12 protein-coding genes and 1 riboswitch are annotated in these 20,321 nt (G+C 56.7%); of the genes, 7 read left to right on the forward strand and 5 right to left on the reverse strand.

Going from position 1 to position 20,321, the window contains the following annotated elements; genetic code table 11:
- Positions 1–46: 46 nt before the first annotated feature.
- From rsd to thiH, 7 genes are all read left to right on the forward strand, one after another.
- Positions 47–568, forward strand: coding sequence for a sigma D regulator (gene rsd / locus ACL2XG_RS15015; protein WP_410012660.1), 522 nt, complete (start codon positions 47–49; stop codon positions 566–568).
- Between the two features lie 44 nt (positions 569–612).
- Positions 613–726, forward strand: a riboswitch (TPP riboswitch).
- 99 nt (positions 727–825) lie between these two features.
- On the forward strand, positions 826–2,748 hold the full coding sequence (thiC, locus tag ACL2XG_RS15020; RefSeq protein ID WP_413721822.1) for a phosphomethylpyrimidine synthase ThiC: 1,923 nt from the start codon (positions 826–828) through the stop codon (positions 2,746–2,748).
- Positions 2,745–3,395, forward strand: a complete 651-nt coding sequence (thiE, locus tag ACL2XG_RS15025; RefSeq protein ID WP_413721821.1) for a thiamine phosphate synthase — start codon at positions 2,745–2,747, stop codon at positions 3,393–3,395. The genes thiC and thiE overlap by 4 nt, the downstream gene beginning before the upstream one ends.
- Positions 3,388–4,155: a HesA/MoeB/ThiF family protein gene (locus ACL2XG_RS15030; RefSeq protein WP_413721820.1), complete on the forward strand. Its 768-nt coding sequence runs from the start codon at positions 3,388–3,390 to the stop codon at positions 4,153–4,155. Before thiE ends, ACL2XG_RS15030 begins: the two co-directional genes overlap by 8 nt.
- Positions 4,152–4,352 carry a sulfur carrier protein ThiS gene (gene thiS, locus ACL2XG_RS15035; RefSeq protein WP_410012664.1) on the forward strand — a complete coding sequence of 67 codons (201 nt, stop codon included), beginning with the start codon at positions 4,152–4,154 and terminating at the stop codon, positions 4,350–4,352. The genes ACL2XG_RS15030 and thiS overlap by 4 nt, the downstream gene beginning before the upstream one ends.
- Before the next feature lie 2 nt (positions 4,353–4,354).
- Positions 4,355–5,140 carry a thiazole synthase gene (locus tag ACL2XG_RS15040; protein ID WP_413721819.1) on the forward strand — a complete coding sequence of 262 codons (786 nt, stop codon included), beginning with the start codon at positions 4,355–4,357 and terminating at the stop codon, positions 5,138–5,140.
- Complete coding sequence (gene thiH, locus ACL2XG_RS15045) at positions 5,140–6,276, forward strand: 2-iminoacetate synthase ThiH (RefSeq protein WP_410012666.1); 1,137 nt, start codon at positions 5,140–5,142, stop codon at positions 6,274–6,276. Before ACL2XG_RS15040 ends, thiH begins: the two co-directional genes overlap by 1 nt.
- 118 nt (positions 6,277–6,394) lie before the next feature.
- Here thiH and ACL2XG_RS15050 read toward each other — a convergent pair whose 3' ends face one another.
- The 5 genes from ACL2XG_RS15050 to rplJ all read right to left on the reverse strand — a co-directional run bounded on the left by ACL2XG_RS15050 (position 6,395) and on the right by rplJ (position 20,085).
- Entirely contained in the window at positions 6,395–9,847 is a 3,453-nt protein-coding gene (locus ACL2XG_RS15050) for an inverse autotransporter beta domain-containing protein (protein WP_413721818.1), read from the reverse strand.
- A 592-nt stretch (positions 9,848–10,439) separates the two neighbouring features.
- Positions 10,440–14,663 (reverse strand): DNA-directed RNA polymerase subunit beta', encoded by a 4,224-nt coding sequence (rpoC, locus tag ACL2XG_RS15055; RefSeq protein ID WP_410012668.1) that lies wholly within the window; start codon positions 14,661–14,663, stop codon positions 10,440–10,442.
- A 140-nt stretch (positions 14,664–14,803) separates the two neighbouring features.
- A complete protein-coding gene (rpoB, locus tag ACL2XG_RS15060; protein ID WP_410012669.1) occupies positions 14,804–18,832 on the reverse strand; it encodes a DNA-directed RNA polymerase subunit beta in 4,029 nt (1,342 codons plus the stop codon).
- Positions 18,833–19,155: 323 nt separating this feature from the next.
- Positions 19,156–19,521 carry a 50S ribosomal protein L7/L12 gene (gene rplL, locus ACL2XG_RS15065; protein WP_410012670.1) on the reverse strand — a complete coding sequence of 122 codons (366 nt, stop codon included), beginning with the start codon at positions 19,519–19,521 and terminating at the stop codon, positions 19,156–19,158.
- Between the two features lie 66 nt (positions 19,522–19,587).
- Complete coding sequence (gene rplJ, locus ACL2XG_RS15070; RefSeq protein ID WP_162368656.1) at positions 19,588–20,085, reverse strand: 50S ribosomal protein L10; 498 nt, start codon at positions 20,083–20,085, stop codon at positions 19,588–19,590.
- Positions 20,086–20,321: the final 236 nt, after the last annotated feature.

A 20,321-nucleotide genomic window follows, 5' to 3' on the forward strand; every position in this document is an offset into this window, starting at 1 on the left:
TAATTGATGAGTAACGCAGCGTTACTTTATTACATCGGAGTCAATCATGCTAAACCAGCTGGACATTCTGGCTCAACGCGTTGGCGGCAGTAACGAACTGATCGATCAGTGGATACTGGCCCGCAGGAAGTTGCTCATTGCGTATTACCATCTCATCGGTCTTAAGCCCAATAAAGAAAAGCATACTCCCCTGGACGAAAACGCGCTGGACGACTTTTGCCATAAACTGGTGGACTACCTTTCCGCCGGCCATTTCCATATCTACGATCGTATCGTTCAGGACGCGGACGATACCAGCAGCAGCAAAAGAATCATCAGTACCCAGTTGTATCCGGCGTTGCAGGAAAATACCAAACAAATCATGGCATTTTATGATAGCCAATTGGAAACGGCCATCGATCATGATAACTGTATGGAGTTCCAACAGGCGCTTTCCGGCGTGGGCGAGGCCCTGGCCACGCGTTTTGCCCTGGAGGACAAACTGATCCAGCAGGCGCTGGAATATAAAGCGGACTACCTGGCCTCGGTGCCGGCCGCCAATAATCCGGACGTATCGCGTCTGGCGTAATTTTGCGGTAAGCAGTAAGTCGTAACCGGTCCTTCACGGGCCGCTATATCTTGTCGGAGTGCCTAGCGCGTACATTACGCCAGGCTGAGACCGTTAATTCGGGATCCGCGGAACCTGATCGGGTTAATACCTGCGAAGGGAACAAGAGTAAAGCAACGCTTTGATTTATAGTCTATTTTTCTAAATTCAAAGCCCGGCCTCATTACTCCCGTAGCGCTCCTGACAAGCAATTTTCCCGTTTATTGTGAGGAATTGCTATGTCGTTATCCAAAACCACCCCTTCCCGCCGTGAGCAGCGCGCCCAGGCGCAGGAATTCATCCATCGTCTGAAAGGCGAAGCCTTCCCCAACTCCCGGCGTATTTATCTCCAGGGCAACAGCGCCGACATCCGGGTGCCGATGCGGGAGATCGCGCTTAGCCCCACGCTTATCGGCGGCAACGGCAAAACGCCGCGCTACGAAGAAAACGAGCCGGTGCCGGTATACGACACCGCCGGACCCTATGGCGATCCGGCGACAGAGATAGACGTGCGCGCCGGCCTTCACCGCCTGCGTTCGGGCTGGATTGAACAGCGCGGGGACAGCGAGGCGTTGAACAGCCTAAGCTCGCGTTATACCGGCGAACGCCGGGCCGACGAGGGCCTGGATGAGGTTCGTTTCGCCCCCAGCCATACGCCGCGGCGCGCCAAACCCGGCCGGCGCGTCACGCAATTGCATTATGCCCGCGCCGGCGTCATTACGCCGGAAATGGAGTTTATCGCCCTGCGGGAAAATATGGGCCGCGAACGCATCCGCGGCGACGTATTGCTGCAACAGCATCCCGGCCAGAGCTTCGGCGCGCATTTGCCGCCGGATATTACCCCGGAGTTCGTGCGCCGGGAAGTGGCCGACGGTCGTGCCATTATCCCCGCCAATATCAACCATCCGGAGTCGGAGCCGATGATTATCGGCCGCAATTTCCTGGTCAAGGTCAACGCCAATATCGGCAACTCGGCCGTCAGTTCATCCATTGAGGAAGAGGTCGAGAAGCTGGTCTGGGCGACCCGTTGGGGAGCGGATACGGTGATGGACCTGTCCACCGGCCGCTATATCCATGAAACCCGCGAGTGGATCCTGCGCAACAGTCCGGTGCCCATCGGCACGGTGCCCATCTACCAGGCGCTGGAAAAAGTCAACGGCGTGGCGGAAAACCTGACCTGGGAATGCTTTCGCGACACCTTGCTCGAGCAGGCGGAACAGGGCGTGGACTATTTTACCATCCATGCCGGCGTGCTGTTGCGTTACGTGCCGATGACCGCCAAACGGTTGACCGGCATCGTGTCGCGCGGCGGATCCATTATGGCCAAATGGTGCCTGTCGCATCACCAGGAAAGCTTCCTCTATGAGCATTTTCGCGATATTTGCCAGATTTGCGCCGACTACGACGTCTCATTATCCCTCGGGGACGGCCTGCGTCCCGGCTCCATCCATGATGCCAACGACGAAGCGCAGTTTGCCGAACTCTATACCCTGGGCGAATTGACCAAAGTTGCCTGGGAGTACGACGTGCAGGTGATGATCGAAGGCCCTGGCCATGTTCCCATGCAGATGATCCGGCGCAACATGACCGAACAGCTGGAGCATTGCCACGAAGCGCCGTTTTATACCCTGGGGCCGCTGACCACCGATATCGCGCCGGGTTACGACCATTTTACCTCCGGCATCGGCGCCGCGCTTATCGGCTGGTTCGGCTGTGCGATGCTGTGCTACGTCACGCCGAAAGAGCATCTGGGCCTGCCGAACAAAGAAGATGTTAAGCAGGGGCTTATTACCTATAAAATCGCCGCTCACGCCGCCGATCTGGCCAAAGGCCATCCCGGGGCGCAAATACGCGATAACGCCATGTCCAAGGCACGCTTTGAATTCCGTTGGGAGGACCAGTTTAATCTGGCCCTGGATCCGGCCACCGCCCGCGCCTATCACGATGAAACGCTGCCGCAGGAATCCGGCAAAGTAGCCCATTTTTGCTCCATGTGCGGTCCGAAATTCTGCTCGATGAAAATCTCCCAGGAGGTCAGGGATTATGCCGCCGCCCAGGCGATTGAGGTACGGGAAAGCGGCATGGCGGAGATGTCGTCGGCGTTTCGCGCCAGCGGCGGGGAAATCTATCTTGCGCCTGAGGATACGGGGGTGGCGAAATGATCGCGCCCGACGCGCCCTTTGCGGCGACCGAGCCCAGGCTCGGGCTCTATCCGGTAGTGGATTCGCTGGCATGGCTGGTCCGGCTGCTGGACGCCGGCGTCGCCACGCTGCAGTTGCGCATCAAGGACCAGCCGGAAGACCGGGTCGAACCGGATATCGAGGCCGCGATTTTGCTGGGACGGAAATACCGCGCCCGGATTTTCATCAACGATTATTGGCGGCTGGCGGTTAAACACGGCGCCTATGGCGTGCACCTGGGACAAGAGGATTTGGCTACGGCGGATTTGGCCGTCATCCAGCGCGCCGGATTGCGACTCGGTCTTTCCACCCACGACGATAGCGAACTGGCCCGCGCTTTGGCGCTACAGCCATCCTATATCGCGCTCGGCCATATCTTCCCTACCCAGACCAAAGCCATGCCGTCACAGCCGCAGGGCCTGGCGGAACTGAAACGCCTGGTGGCCGGCATGCCCGGCATCTCCACCGTGGCCATCGGCGGTATTGGTATCGATCGGGTGGACGACGTGCTGCGCTGCGGCGTCGGCAGCATCGCGGTGGTCAGCGCCATCACCAAGGCCGCCGACTGGCGGCAGGCGACCGCCACGTTATTGCGGAAAATCGAAGGCCGGGAGGTGCGCAATGCTTAGCGACCAGGCTTTTTTGCGCTACAGCCGCCAATTGCTGCTGGAGGAGATAGGCCCCGGAGGCCAGGAGCATCTGAGCGCAGCAACCGTGCTGATCGCCGGACTGGGCGGCCTGGGTTCGCCGGCGGCGCTCTATCTTGCCGCCGCCGGGGTCGGCACGCTGCTGCTGGCCGACGACGATAAACTGGACGTGAGCAATCTCCAGCGCCAAATCCTTTATCGCACCGGGGATATCGCCCGGCCCAAGGCGGCGGCGGCGCTACGGCAGCTGCAGGCGCTTAATCCCCTGGGCCATTATGTCGCGCTGAGCCGGCGCCTGGCCGGGGATGACCTCGATCAGGCGGTGGCGCTGGCCGATATGGTACTGGACTGCAGTGATAATATGCAGACCCGTCACGACATCAATGCCGCCTGTATCCGCCGGGGGAAAACCCTGGTCAGCGCCAGCGCGGTGGGGTTCAGCGGTCAGTTGCTGGTGCTGCGGCCGCCCTACCGGCACGGCTGTTATGCCTGCCTGTTTCCCGACGCCGTCGAGCCGCGGCGTAATTGCCGCACCGCGGGCGTGCTCGGGCCGTTGGTCGGCATCATGGGCGCCATGCAGGCCCTGGAGACGATCAAAATCCTGTGCGGCATGCCGTCTACGCTGGACGGCCAGCTGCGGCTGTTCGACGGCAAGTCGATGAACTGGCGCACCCTGCGCCTGTCCCGCGCGGCCGGCTGTCCGGTGTGCGCCGCGGCGGTTCAGCGGGAAGAGGCGCTATGAACATTACCCTTAACGATACCCCCGTCGCGCTTTCAGGCACGCCCTCGCTGCTGGACATGCTGGAGCTGCTCGGCCACCCGCCCGAGGGCAGCGCGCTGGCGGTCAATCAAACCATTATTCCCCGTAGCCGGTGGGCCCAACAGCCGGTAAACGAGGGCGACGATATCTTACTTTTCCAGGCCATTGCCGGAGGCTGACCATGTTAACCATTGCCGATACCACTTTTACGTCCCGGCTGTTTACCGGCACCGGTAAATTCGCCACCGCGGAATTAATGCGGCAAGCCATCGCCGCGTCCGGCAGCCAATTGGTCACCCTGGCGATGCGCCGGGTGGACCTGCGCGGCGGTAATGACGCCATCCTGCCCGCCCTGCGCCAGGCAGGGGTAAAGTTACTGCCCAATACCTCAGGCGCAAAAACCGCCGAGGAGGCGGTGTTCGCCGCCCGCCTGGCGCGCGAGGCGCTGGGCACCCGCTGGATAAAACTGGAAATCCATCCGGATATGAAATACCTGCTGCCCGATGCGGTCGAAACGTTGAAAGCGGCCGAACAGCTGGTGCGCGAAGGTTTTGTGGTCTTGCCCTACTGCGGCGCGGATCCGGTATTATGCCGCCGTCTGGAGGAGGCCGGCTGTGCGGCGGTGATGCCGCTAGGTTCGCCGATCGGCTCCAATCAGGGTTTGATCACCCGCGATTTCCTGCGCATTATCATTGAACAGTCGGGCGTGCCGGTGGTGGTGGACGCCGGTATCGGCGCCCCCAGCCAGGCCCTGGAAGCGCTGGAAATGGGCGCCGACGCGGTACTGGTCAATACCGCCATCGCCGTGGCCCGCAACCCGGTGGCCATGGCCGGCGCGTTCAGGCTGGCGCTGGAAGCCGGCGCCCTGGCGCGCGAGGCCGGGCTTGCCGCCACGCTAACCCAGGCCAGCGCCACCAGCCCGCTAACCGGATTTTTGCGCCATCCCCAGGAAGAGGGGGTGGCCTGATGACATCTTTTCTTGACCACTGGCGCCGGCTCGGCTGGGACGACGCCGGACTGCAAATCCACGCCAAGACCGCGCGCGACGTGGAGCGGGCGCTGAATGCCCCGCGCCTGGACCGGCAGGATTTCATGGCGCTGCTGTCACCGGCGGCGCTGCCTTATCTTGAACCCATGGCGCAGCGTGCCCAGCAACTGACCCGCCAGCGTTTCGGCAATGTGGTGGGGTTTTATCTGCCGCTCTATCTTTCCAACCTGTGCGCCAATGATTGTACCTATTGCGGTTTTTCCATGAGCAATCACCTGAAACGCAAGACGCTGGATGAGCAGGAAATCATCCAGGAATGCGAGGCCATCCGGGCGATGGGTTTTGATAATCTGCTGCTGGTCACCGGCGAGCATAAGACCAAGGTGGGCATGGACTATTTCCGCCGTTACGTGCCGTTGATCCGCCGGTATTTCAGCGCGCTGATGATGGAAGTACAGCCATTATCCCAGGAAGATTACGCCGAGTTGAAAACCCTCGGCCTGGATGGGGTGATGGTTTATCAGGAAACCTACCATGAGCCAACCTATCAAAAACATCATCTGCGCGGGCAAAAAATGGATTTTGCCTGGCGGCTGGAAACGCCGGATCGGCTGGCGCGGGCCGGAATCGACAAGATTGGCCTGGGGGCGCTGATAGGATTGTCGGATAACTGGCGCACAGACTGCTATATGGTGGCCGAGCATTTGCTGTATCTGCAAAAGACCTACTGGCAAAGCCGCTATTCGCTTTCTTTCCCGCGCCTGCGCCCCTGCGCCGGAGGCATTACGCCTGCGTCCCTGATGAATGAATCACAGCTGTTGCAAGTGATGTGCGCCTTCCGGTTATTGGCCCCTGACGTAGAGCTGTCGTTGTCCACCCGGGAATCGCCCTGGTTTCGCGATCACGCGGTGCCCATCATGGTGAACAGCCTCAGCGCCGGGTCCAAGACCCAACCGGGCGGTTATGCCGGCGGCCGGCCGGAGCTGGAGCAGTTCGAGCCGCATGATAACCGCTCGCCGCAGGCCGTGGCGCGGATGGTAACAAAGGCCGGGTTGCAACCGGTATGGAAGGATTGGGACAATTATCTGGGCAGGTCGCCGACGCTGGTTAAATAAACGATGATGAGCACTTCGAGGATTTTAATCTGATTTATCGGCGGGACAATCATCAGTCCCGCCGATAAGTATGCCTTAATCAGCGCCAGCCTAGATTACTCCGGGCAGCGGAACATTTTTAATCGGCGCACACCACAAATCCCGCGTTCTCGCCTGATATCCCCATGAGCAATTTCAGTCCGTTCTGTTTGTTGAGAGCTTCGACGGCCGGGCCGGCTAAAACAATTGGGGATGCCGTACCAGACCAAATAAAGCCGCCGGGGGATAAGGGCCATCCACTCGTGCGCATTGTGCTATAGGCTGCCTGCAGAGAAGTAAAGGACGGCAATCTACAGTGTGAGCTTGCCAGTGAATAACTCGCCACTGCCCAATTTTCATGATTAAAACTCTCGCTGTAGCCGCCGGTGAGTTCTGAGGTAAGCCTGGGGCGCTGGATACCGCCGATGGACTCTACCATATGACCATAATAATTGGCGGCCGGAACGTTCGGGCTGGTGGCTACGGTAAAGATAACGTCTTGCGTCACACTTTTCCCCCCGGGTGCGACAACCTCAATAGTGGTTTTAACCCCCTTCCCCACGGGGTCGGTTAACGGAATGCTGATTTTACCCGTCGCCATCGCCACTCTGCCTTCATATTTTGGCGCATCGTTAATCAACAGCGTGGCACTTTCCGACCTGTTTTGCCGATTGACGGCGCCAAGGGAATGGATATTGATGAGCACATCGCCTGCCGGCGAACCGTCTCCCAAGGTCGCGTCCACCGTCAACATAATCTGCTCGCCGGCTTGCGCCTGCGCCTTGTCCACTGTGACTTTTAACTCAATGCTATCAGGAGTGAAATTCAGCTCTTTTACCATTTCGCTGATTTCGACGCCGTCCACTTTGGGCGCGACCCTGACTATGCCGGGTTTAGTACCCCGCACGGTGGCGGTATACGTGCCATCACTCTCGCTAAGAGGCGAGAGGGTCACGTTATCTCCCGGCGAAGCGCTGAAAGCAAGCCGGGCGCCCAATCCGGCTACTGCCCGGCCGCTCGTATCCCTGGCGCTAAAGGTCAGCGTAGCGGTCTCGGTGTTATCCGCCGTCAGCGTATCCTTATCGATTGCAAAGGCGGATTCGGCTGCATCCACCGCCAAGGCGATCAGGGTGATGGGCTTACTCAGGCTCGCCATGCGATCGCCTCCAACCGACGGCGTTATCGTATAGTGTCCCGGTACGGAGCCGAACAATCGGGCGACATAGGCCCCCTCACCATCAAACCGCGCATTTTCTTGTCTGAAACCCGTTAACGATGAAGGATGAAAATCAATATTGCCTACTGTTTTGGTCAGGTTGCCATATTCATCCCGCGGTATCAGCTTAAGCTCTACGCTATCTTCATCATTGGCTTTAAGCGGGTCCCCGCTGATGCTAAATACGGAATGAAGCTCGCTGAACGGGCCTGGCGTCAAGGTTATCACTTTCACCAAGTTGCTTAATTGCTGGCCGTCGATTGACGGCGCGATATCGATACTGCCCGCCACGATACCGCTCAGCCGGGCGGTATAATGCCCGTCGGTTTCCACCATGTCTGAAATCGAGATCCCCGCTGACGGCAAAGCGATAAATTTCAAACGCTCGCCCAGCGCCGTGACAAGCTTGCCGTCCTTGTCCTTGGCGATAAAGCGCAAGACAGTGAAGGCATCGCCCACCGTAAGCGTATCTTCGCCCACGCTGAAATCAGAGTGGCCTTCGTATGCCTGGGCCGCGCGCAGGCTGACGGTTTTCGCCAAGGCGTCCCTCTTCACGCCGTCCACAACCGGCGTAATGGTCACCGTCCCCGGTTGAGTGCCCTTTAAAGCGCTGCTATAGCTACCGTTATCTTCCTCTATCTCGGTCAAAACGGCGCCCTCTAATGCCGTCATAGCAAACACTAAGCGCGGACCGAGGCCGGTGAGGGCATTGCCGGCGCCATCCCTGGCGCTGAAGACGACCGTAGCCTGTTCGGCGCCGTCGGCAAGAATATTGTCGCGACTGATATCAAGCCCCGATCGGCTATGATCCAGATCCAACGACAGCAAGACAACGCTGATTGGCTGCAACGCTTGTCCGTGAATCATCGGCGTAATGACTGTCCGTCCGGTATCGCTGCCGGCGGCCAGGGTGGCCGAATAGACGCCGGCGGCGGTTTCACTGATATCACCCACCACCGGCGCGGCGCCGGTTACGCCGGCGCTTGCCGCGGCGAAAGCCTGGCCGTCCCCGCGTTCAAATGTAATATCCAACGTCAGCGCCTCCGCCATTCCACTCAACGGCTGATGGCTTTCATCCCTAAGACTGATTGATAGCAGGCTGGTTGAAACACCATCCGCCGGTAACCTGTCCGGCGTTGCCGTCGTGGACGTCGACGCCAGGCTGATGCCCAGACCGGTCACCGTAAGCTGGGTATAGGCGGGGCTTGAAGCGTTGCCTTTTTTATCATGGGCCGTTGCACCAATGGTATAACGATTTGTCGTGCCGGCGGGCAGATAGGACGGCAGGGTCACCGCCAGGATATGGGGCGCCGATTGCGTGATGGAACCGCCGGCGGCGATCAATTCCGCAGCATTCCACTCCACGCGGTCCAGGGCATGGGTAGCGGTAACCTGGGCGGTGATGGTGAGCTGTTGGCCGGAATTCCCGTTCAATCGCTCCGGCATCAGCAGGCGGATAGCATCCTGCTTTTGATAGTCCAGCACGATATGATTATTGCGCTCCACCAGATCATAACGGCTACCTGCCAGGGTTCGCCCGGCCGCAACGGCGGATGGGTCCACCTGGTCAAGCCACGAATCCCCCAGGCGGTAATTGATTTGCAGGTTGATACGGGAATCATGCTGCCCGCTCTTACCCTGGCGATGCTCACCGCCTAGGGTCAATAGCGGAAACGGCGTATAATTAAGCCCCAAGGTAAACGCATAGGGATCCCTTTGCCGATTGTTTTTGCCAAATAACGCCACCTCGTCGCCGCGATAGCTTTCATACATCAGCTTGCCGCCCAATTGCGGATGCGACGGCAGAAAAGCCTCGGCACGCAGGTCATAACCATTGGCCGGTCGTTCGTTATAATCCGCGAAATCCCGCGATTGGCGCCAACTGCTCAAGCGAAAATAGCTGTTGGCCGATAATTTCAGGTAATGGGTCCAGGCTTCCGCGCCGATCCCGGCCCGGCGATTTCTTCCGGTAAAGTCATTATCATAAAAAGTATTCACTCCGTACATCCAATCGCCGTAAAAAGTCCGCACGCCGCCGCCGATATTACCGGTATTACGGTGATCGTTATTGCGTATGCCCCCTTGGATGAATACCATAGCATCCTGGTTTTCATATAACGGCACCAAGAGATCGAGCGCGCTATTGTCCAGTTTGAATCGCTCATTGAGATTGAGCTGTAACCGCACGGTGCCGAATTGATCAAACCAGTCTTTGGCATAATGGCCCGCCCCGCTTACCAGCGCCGAACGCGCCATATTGAGCGCCGCTTTATCGCTTGGTTGTTCTGACAGCATATTCCCCGCCGACAGCGCATGGACGGCAATCTTATTCTCCACCGCGGCGGACTCCGGTTGTCCTAAGGCTGTCGCTGGAGCAGATGCTATACTGAGTGGGAACACGGCCTGCGCGGCAATGACCATCCAGGCGACGGGCCGCCATAATGGGAAACGCCGGTTGTCGGCGGGTGTACGGGTGACTGAACATTTCTTAGGATCGGATGTAGGGTATGAGGGCTTTCCTGGCATGAATTTTTCCTATTAATCGTCAGGGCGCGCTATTACATGGATAGTGATTATTCAGATATGGCTTCACTAATTCCTTTTTAATTTATTTATAATAACGATGCATAATTCTCCTTATCTTATGTCGTTAATGCAGCTTAATATTTTTTGGAAAATTAATTATTTTAATTACATTATCTGCAGGAAAAATAAAAACATCTTGATGAGATTATGATGTATTTCAGGGGAATTATTAAGGCGGATATTTAAATTACCAGAAACTCGTATTCTGAAAGAGAACACTATTTAAGTTAGTCACCATTAATATAATTCATACCAATAACTTCAATCTATGACTCAAACCCAGGCAAAAAAAAACCGCCCGGTCAGGGCGGTTTTATAGGACGTCAGGGGGAAGGATTAACGATTATTTATCGTTATTGCCACCCAGACCGGCGTTAAGCAGTTCCGCCATGTTGGCGGACGCTTCATCAGCGGTGACCGACGGTACTACCGGCACTTCGCCCAAGGCGCGACGGCGCGCGCGATCCTGATGGTAGGCATAGCCGGTACCGGCTGGGATCAGCCGGCCGACGATGACGTTTTCCTTCAGGCCGCGCAGTTCATCGCGTTTCCCGGCAACGGCGGCTTCGGTAAGCACGCGCGTTGTCTCCTGGAACGAGGCCGCGGAGATAAAGGACTCCGTGGCCAACGAGGCTTTAGTGATACCCAGCAGATCGCGGCTAAACGTCATTTCAATCTTGCCGTCCGCATCCAGCTGGCGGTTGGCAATCTTGACGCGTGAGTATTCAGCCTGTTCGCCTTCCAGGAAGTCGGTGCCGCCGGCGTTAACGATGGTTGCTTTGCGCAGCATCTGACGAACGATAACTTCGATATGTTTATCGTTAATCTTAACGCCCTGCAGACGGTAAACATCCTGGACTTCGTTGACGATGTAACGGGTCACGGCATGGACACCACGCAGACGCAGGATGTCATGCGGTGATTCCGGTCCGTCGGAAATCACGTCGCCGCGTTCCACGCGTTCGCCTTCGAACACGTTGAGCTGGCGCCATTTCGGTATCATCTCCTCGTAGGCATCGCTGCCATCGATCGGCGAAATGACCAGGCGGCGTTTGCCCTTGGTTTCTTTACCGAAAGAAACGATACCGCTGATTTCAGCCAGGATGGCCGGCTCTTTCGGACGACGGGCTTCGAACAGGTCGGCTACACGCGGCAGACCACCGGTGATATCCTTGGTACCGCTCGATTCCTGCGGCAAACGCGCCAGGGTGTCGCCGCCGGTGATAGCCAAGCCATCTTCCAGCTGGACGATGGTTTTACCCGGCAGGAAGTACTGCGCCGGCATATCGGTACCGGGGATCAGCACGTCATTGCCATTGGCATCGACGATTTTCAGCGCCGGGCGCAGGTCTTTACCGCCACCGGTACGTTCCGCCGTATCCAATACCACGATAGAAGACAAACCGGTAAGTTCGTCGGTCTGGCGGGTAATGGTCTGGCCGTCGATCATGTCGGTGAAGCGCATAAAGCCGCTCACTTCGGTGATCACAGGCATGGTATGCGGATCCCAGTTGGCAACCGTTTCGCCGCCCAGGACTTCGGAACCGTCGCCCTTGGCCATAACAGCACCGTAAGGCACTTTATAGCTTTCCTTGGTACGGCCGAATTCGTCGATCAGCTTCAGTTCGGTGTTACGCGACGTGATAACCAGTTTACCCACGCCATTGACAACGAACTTGGCGTTGTTCAAGCGGATGGTACCCTTGTTTTTCACCTGAATGCTGGATTCGGCGGCGTTACGCGAGGCGGCGCCACCGATATGGAACGTACGCATGGTCAGCTGGGTGCCCGGTTCGCCGATGGACTGCGCGGCGATAACGCCGATAGCCTCACCTTTGTTGACCAGATGCCCGCGGGCCAGATCGCGGCCGTAGCAATTGGCGCACACGCCGAAGTCGGTTTCGCAGGTGACGACCGAACGCACCTTGATGATATCCACGGAATTTTCTTCCAGGATGTCACACCATTGTTCGTTCAGCAGCGTATTGCGCGGCATCAGAATGTCGGCGGTACCCGGCTTGAGAACATCTTCAGCCGTAACACGGCCCAATACACGTTCACGCAGCGGTTCCTTAACATCGCCACCCTCGATGACCGGGGTCATGGTCACGCCGGCATGCGTACCGCAATCGTCTTCAGTCACCACCAGATCCTGCGCCACGTCGACCAGGCGACGGGTCAGGTAACCGGAGTTCGCGGTCTTCAACGCGGTATCCGCCAAGCCTTTACGAGCACCATGGGTCGAGATGAAGTACTGAAGCACGTTCAGGCCTTCACGGAAGTTCGCGGTGATCGGCGTTTCGATGATGGAGCCGTCAGGCTTGGCCATCAGGCCACGCATACCCGCCAGCTGGCGAATCTGCGCCGCCGAACCACGGGCGCCGGAGTCGGCCATCATAAAGATGCTGTTGAAGGAAACCTGGCGCTCTTCCACGCCGTCACGGTTAATCACCGCTTCGGTGGACAGGTTGTCCATCATCGCCTTGGCAACGCGTTCGTTGGCCGCGGCCCAGATATCGATCACCTTGTTGTAGCGTTCGCCCGCGGTCACCAAACCAGACTGGAACTGCTCCTGGATTTCGGCCACTTCGGCTTCGGCTTCTTCAATGATGCCCGCTTTCTTATCCGGGATAACCATATCGTCGATACCTACCGACGAGCCCGAACGGGCGGCGTAGGCAAAACCGGTATACATGATCTGGTCGGCAAAGATAACGGTCGGCTTCAGGCCCAGCACGCGGTAACAGGTATTAAGCATCTTGGAGATGGCTTTTTTACCCAGCGCCTGGTTAACCAGCGCAAACGGCAGGCCCTTGGGCACGATCATCCACAGAATGGCGCGACCGACGGTCGTATCCACGATGTGGGTGTTCTCTACCCATTCGCCTTCTTCGTTCTTGGCATGCTCGGTGATACGCACCTTAACGCGCGCATGCAGCTCGGCAATGCCGCCGCGATAGATGCGTTCGGCTTCCTTCGGCCCGGTCAATACCATGCCTTCGCCTTTACCGTTCACACGGTCGCGGGTCATGTAATACAGACCCAATACCACGTCCTGGGACGGAACGATGATAGGCTCGCCGTTGGCCGGCGACAGGATGTTATTGGTGGACATCATCAGCGCGCGCGCTTCGAGCTGTGCTTCCAGCGTCAGCGGCACGTGCACGGCCATCTGGTCACCGTCGAAGTCGGCATTGTATGCCGCGCAAACCAACGGATGCAGCTGGATGGCCTTACCTTCAATCAGTACCGGTTCAAACGCCTGGATACCCAAACGGTGCAGGGTTGGCGCACGGTTCAGCAGTACCGGGTGTTCGCGGATGACTTCATCCAGGATATCCCAAACAACGGCTTCCTCACGTTCAACCATCTTCTTGGCTGCTTTAATGGTGGTCGCGAGGCCACGCAGTTCCAGCTTGCCGTAAATGAAGGGTTTGAACAGTTCAAGCGCCATTTTTTTCGGCAGGCCGCACTGATGCAGACGCAGGTACGGGCCTACGGTAATCACGGAACGACCGGAGTAGTCCACGCGCTTGCCGAGCAGGTTCTGACGGAAACGACCCTGCTTGCCCTTGATCATGTCGGCCAGGGATTTCAGCGGACGCTTGTTGGAGCCGGTAATGGCCCGGCCGCGACGGCCGTTATCCAACAGCGCATCCACCGCTTCCTGCAGCATGCGTTTTTCATTACGCACGATGATATCCGGCGCGGCCAGATCCAGCAGACGTTTCAAACGGTTGTTACGGTTGATCACGCGGCGGTACAAATCGTTCAGATCGGAGGTCGCGAAACGACCGCCGTCCAACGGCACCAGCGGACGCAGGTCTGGCGGCAGTACCGGCAGCACCGTCAGGATCATCCACTCCGGCTTGTTGCCGGACTGGACAAAGGCTTCCAGCAGCTTGATACGCTTGGTCAGCTTTTTACGTTTGGTTTCGGAGTTGGTTTCATTCAACTCTTCACGCAGCGTTTCGCATTCCGCTTCCAGATCCATGTTTTTCAGCAAGGCCTGGATCGCTTCGGCGCCCATCTTGGCGTCGAATTCATCACCGAACTCTTCCAGCGCGTCCAGATACTGCTCTTCAGTCAGGATCTGACGACGCTCCAGATTGGTCATGCCGCCTTCGACCACCACATAGGATTCGAAGTACAGCACGCGTTCGATATCACGCAGCGGCATATCCAGCAGCAGGCCGATACGGGACGGCAGCGATTTCAGGAACCAGATATGCGCGGTCGGGGAGGCCAGCTCAATATGACCCATGCGTTCGCGACGCACTTTGGTCTGAGTGACTTCAACGCCGCATTTTTCACAGATAACGCCACGGTGTTTCAGGCGCTTGTACTTACCGCACAAGCACTCGTAATCTTTTACCGGCCCGAAGATTCGCGCGCAGAAAAGCCCGTCACGTTCAGGTTTAAACGTACGGTAGTTAATGGTTTCCGGCTTCTTGACTTCGCCGAACGACCAGGAACGGATCATATCTGGCGAGGCCAGAGCTATTTTGATCGCATCAAACTCTTCGGTCTTGGTTTGTGCTTTCAGAAACTTAAGCAAATCTTTCACGGATTGGCTCCTGTCGGAGTTAGACCTGTTAGGCGCCTGAAACGCTCAGGCGCCCTTATTACCGGTGCGAACGCACCCAAGCTGATCCCCCATCGTCTTTCAAGCCGCAGGTGCGCTGGCTGAAAGCCATAGGGGGTGAATTACTCTTCTTCCAGCTCGATGTTGATGCCCAGAGAGCGGATTTCCTTCAGCAACACGTTGAAGGACTCCGGCATGCCTGGCTCCATCGTATGATTGCCATCCACGATGTTTTTGTACATCTTGGTACGACCGTTAACATCATCCGACTTAACTGTCAGCATTTCCTGCAGGGTGTACGCGGCGCCATAGGCTTCCAGCGCCCACACTTCCATCTCACCGAAGCGTTGACCGCCGAACTGCGCCTTACCACCCAACGGCTGTTGGGTAACCAGGCTGTAGGAACCGGTGGAACGGGCATGCATCTTGTCATCAACCAAATGGTTGAGTTTCAGCATGTACATATAACCCACGGTAACCTGCCGTTCGAACTGTTCACCGGTACGGCCGTCAAACAAGGTGATCTGGCCGGAGGTCGGCAAGCCGCCCAACTGCAGCAGTTCCTTGATTTCTTTTTCCTTGGCGCCGTCAAACACCGGTGTCGCGATGGGCATGCCCTTCTTCAGGTTTTCAGCCAAACGGAACACTTCGTCATCCGTGAAGGTAGTCAAATCCACTTTCTGGCGCACATCATCACCCAGATCGTAGGCTTTCTGGATAAACTCGCGCAGCTTGGACACGTCTTCCTGGCGTTTAAGCATGGCGTTAATCTTGTCGCCGATGCCTTTGGCAGCCATGCCCAAATGGGTTTCCAGGATCTGGCCGATGTTCATACGCGACGGTACGCCCAGCGGGTTCAGAACGATATCCACGGGGACGCCGTTTTCATCGTAAGGCATATCCTCGATCGGGTTGATCTTGGAAATAACACCCTTGTTACCGTGACGGCCGGCCATCTTATCGCCCGGTTGGATCTGACGTTTCACCGCCAGGTAAACCTTAACGATTTTCAGCACGCCCGGCGCCAGATCATCGCCCTGGGTGATCTTGCGGCGTTTCGCTTCCAGCTTCTTCTCGAACACGGTTTTCAGTTCGTCGTACTGTTCCGCCAGTTGCTCAAGCTGATTCTGCTTGTCTTCATCGGTCAGACCCAGTTCCAGCCAGCGTTCGCGGGTCAGCTTGGACAGTTTTTCGTCTTCGATGCCGCCGGAAACCAGCACGTCATGGATACGGGCAAACAGGCCGGCTTCAAAAATCTGCAGCTCTTCGGTCAGGTCTTTCTTGACCTGCTTAAGCTGCATTTCTTCGATTTCCAGCGCGCGTTTGTCTTTTTCCACGCCGTCGCGGGTAAACACCTGCACATCGATAACCGTACCGGAAACGCCGTTAGGCACGCGCAGCGACGAATCTTTCACGTCGGAGGCTTTTTCGCCGAAGATGGCGCGCAGCAGTTTTTCTTCCGGAGTCAGCTGGGTCTCGCCCTTCGGCGTAACCTTACCCACCAGGATATCGCCGCCGGTCACTTCGGCACCGATATACACGATACCGGACTCATCCAGCTTGGAAAGCGCAGCTTCACCCACGTTCGGGATGTCGGCGGTGATTTCCTCAGGCCCCAGCTTGGTGTCGCGCGACACGCAGGCCAATTCCTGAATATGGATGGTGGTAAAGCGATCTTCCTGCACCACGCGTTCGGAGACCAAAATGGAGTCTTCGAAGTTGTAGCCGTTCCACGGCATGAACGCCACGCGCATATTCTGGCCCAATGCCAGTTCACCCAAATCGGTGGACGGGCCATCGGCCAGCACATCGCCGCGTTCTACCGGTTCGCCCAAGGACACGCACGGCATCTGGCTGATGCAGGTGTTCTGGTTGGAACGGGTATATTTAGTCAGGTTGTAGATATCGATACCCGCTTCGCCGGCCACCATTTCGTCCGGGTTAACGTTAATCACGATACGCGACGCATCAACATACTGGATGGTCCCGCCACGCTTGGCCACGGCGGTTACGCCGGAGTCAACGGCCACGGCGCGTTCCATGCCGGTGCCTACCAGTGGCTTGTCGGCGCGCAGGGTCGGCACGGCCTGGCGTTGCATGTTCGCACCCATCAGGGCGCGGTTGGCGTCATCGTGTTCCAGGAAGGGAATCAACGACGCGCCCACCGAGACGATCTGCTGGGTCGAGACGTCCATATAGTCGACCTGGTCGCGGGTGAACAGGCTCGATTCGCCTTTGCTGCGGCACGTGATCAAATCATCGACGAAATGGCCTTCTTCGTCGAGATTGGTATTGGCCTGGGCAATAACGAAGTTGCCTTCTTCAATCGCGGACAGGTAGTGGATCTCATCGGTGACCACATCTTCACGCACCCGGCGGTACGGCGTCTCAAGGAAGCCATATTCATTGGTCTGCGCATAGACGGACAGGGAGTTGATCAGACCGATGTTCGGGCCTTCCGGCGTTTCGATGGGACATACCCGGCCGTAATGGGTCGGATGCACGTCACGTACTTCGAAACCGGCGCGTTCACGGGTCAAGCCGCCTGGGCCCAACGCGGAAATACGGCGTTTATGGGTAATTTCCGACAGCGGGTTGTTCTGGTCCATAAATTGCGACAGTTGGCTGGAACCAAAGAACTCCTTCACCGCGGCCGAAATCGGCTTGGCGTTGATCATATCCTGCGGCATCAGCGTATCCAGATCGCCCAGGGACAGACGTTCTTTCACCGCACGCTCGACGCGCACCAGTCCGACGCGGAATTGGTTTTCCGCCATTTCGCCCACGGAACGGATACGACGGTTGCCCAGGTGGTCGATATCATCGACTTCGCCTTTACCGTTACGGATGTCGATAAGCTTCTTCATCACTTCAATGATGTCGAGCTTGCTCAGGATGCCCGAGCCTTCGATTTCCTCACGCAGCAGCGACCGGTTGAACTTCATGCGGCCAACCGCGGACAGATCGTAACGATCTTCCGAGAAGAACAGGTTTTCGAACAGGTTTTCAGCCGCTTCGCGGGTCGGCGGCTCGCCGGGACGCATCATGCGGTAGATTTCAACCAGCGCGCTCAGGCGATCGCTGGTCGGGTCGACGCGCAGGGTCTCGGAGATATACGAGCCATGGTCCAGATCGTTGGTAAACAGCGTTTCGATACGCTTATGTCCCGCCTGGCTCAGTTTCGCCAGCAGGTCCAGCGTCAGTTCCATATTGGCCGGACAAATGATTTCACCGGTATTTTCGTCGATGTAATCCTTGACCACCACTTTACCGATAATGTACTCAACCGGTACCTGGATTTTATCGATGCCGTCTTTTTCCAGCAGGCGAATATGACGCGCGGTAATACGGCGGCCTTTTTCGACATAGACGGTACCGTTGGCTTCGATATCAAACGAAGCGGTTTCACCACGTAAACGCTCAGGAACCAGTTCCATCTGCAGTTTATTGTCGTGAATTTCATAAATGACTTTGTCAAAGAACGTATCGAGAATCTGCGCGGTGGTGAAGTTAAGCGCGCGCAGTACGATAGTCGCGGGCAGCTTGCGCCGACGGTCGATACGTACGAACAGGTTGTCTTTGGGGTCGAATTCAAAATCCAGCCAGGAACCGCGGTAAGGGATGATACGTGCGTTATACAGCACTTTACCGGACGAATGCGTCTTGCCCTTATCGCTGTCAAAGAATACGCCGGGGCTACGATGCAACTGGGAGACGATAACACGCTCGGTCCCGTTGATAACAAACGTCCCGTTATCGGTCATGAGCGGAATTTCGCCCATGTAGACTTCCTGTTCCTTGATATCTTTAACCGTGCCTTCCGGTGCTTCACGCTCGTAAATCACGAGGCGCAGTTTTACACGCAGCGGTGCGGAGAAGGTGACTCCACGAATCTGGCACTCTTTGACATCAAATACAGGCTCGCCCAGACGGTAACTGACGTATTGCAGTTCCGAATTGCCGCTGTAGCTTTGGATGGGGAACACAGAACGGAATGCTGCTTCTAGTCCGTACTGCCCTTCCGGATCTTGCTCGATAAACTTCTGGAACGAGTCAAGCTGTATGGAAAGGAGATATGGGATGTCCAACACTTGGGGACGTTTCCCAAAATCCTTACGAATGCGTTTTTTTTCGGTATAGGAGTAAACCATAGGGTTCCTCAGCTCGCTGATCAGTGACCCACTCTGTCCGCCCAAGAAGGACAGGTCATGCAACACAATTTCTCTCGTTCGGAAAGAAAATTCCCCTTCCGCAATACCTGTTTCTATCACTCTTAAACCATTTCGTCGCACTTTGCTAAACCAGGGAGGCTCGACAGGAGGTGCAATATATTAAGTCGTCGATAGAGAAAGATATTGGGGTTGGCCAGTGGTTAAATCGTGTCAAACCCCACTGACGCCCTACAGCGCAAAAAGGCTGGTGACCAAAAAGTCACCAGCCATCAGCCTAGGTTCAGGCTGCAACCTGGGAGGTCTTACTTAACCTCAACAGAAGCACCAGCTTCTTCCAGGGCTTTCTTCAGTGCTTCGGCGTCGTCTTTGTTCACGCCTTCTTTCATGGTTGCCGGAGCAGATTCAACCAGATCCTTGGCTTCTTTCAGGCCCAGGCCGGTAGCAGCACGGACGGCTTTGATAACCGATACCTTGTTGCCGCCGATAGCGGTCAGGACAACGTCGAACTCGGTTTTTTCTTCAACGACTTCAGCCGGGCCGGCAGCAGCTGCAACAGCGGTAGCAGCGGAAACGCCGAATTTGGTTTCCATCATGGAGATCAGTTCAACGACGTCCATGACGGACATTTCTGCAACTGCGTCCAGAATTTGTTCTTTAGTGATAGACATAACAATAGTTCCTAAAATTCAGAAAGTGTTTATACGTTCGCAATAACAACCGAAAGGGTTGGCCAATTAAGCCGCTTCTTTCTGATCGCGCAGTGCAGCCAGTGTACGGACCAATTTGCCTGCAGAGGCTTCTTTCATGGCCGACATCAGGCGTGAGATTGCTTCATCGTAAGTCGGCAGAGTTGCCAGGCGATCGATATTGGCCGCCGTGATAACTTCGCCTTCAAAGGCTGCTGCTTTAACCTCAAATTTGGCATTTTCCTTGGCAAAAGCCTTGAACAGGCGAGCGGCAGCGCCCGGATGTTCGTGAGAAAATGCAATCAGGGTCGGACCGACAAACGTGTCTTTCAGGCATTCGAAAGGAGTGCCTTCTACGACGCGACGCAGCAAGGTGTTGCGAACAACACGCATGTATACGCCGGCTTCACGACCTGCTTTACGCAGTTCAGTCATTTTACCTACTGTAACGCCGCGAGAATCCGCAACGACAGCAGACAGCGCGCCTTTGGCTACTTCGCTGACTTCAGCAACAATCGCTTGTTTGTCTTGAAGGTTTAATGCCATTAGCTTGTGCTCCTGGATTTAGCCGGGGAAAAGCACCCGACACTCACTAGCTTAACGCCACAATGGCGATAAGCGGCTAAACACGGTGAGCAGAATCCAGCAAACGAATATGTTATTCAGCTTCTGTCACCGTCTACGCAGGACGATTAAGCATTTTACCCGCTCTATTTCATACTGCGAATGCCTTGGCTGCCCGCATTCACTCCAGCCCCTTACGTAAGTAAGCCACTGGCGAT

This window comes from Sodalis sp. RH24, assembly GCF_047324145.1.
In the GTDB taxonomy this organism is placed as follows: domain Bacteria; phylum Pseudomonadota; class Gammaproteobacteria; order Enterobacterales; family Enterobacteriaceae; genus Acerihabitans.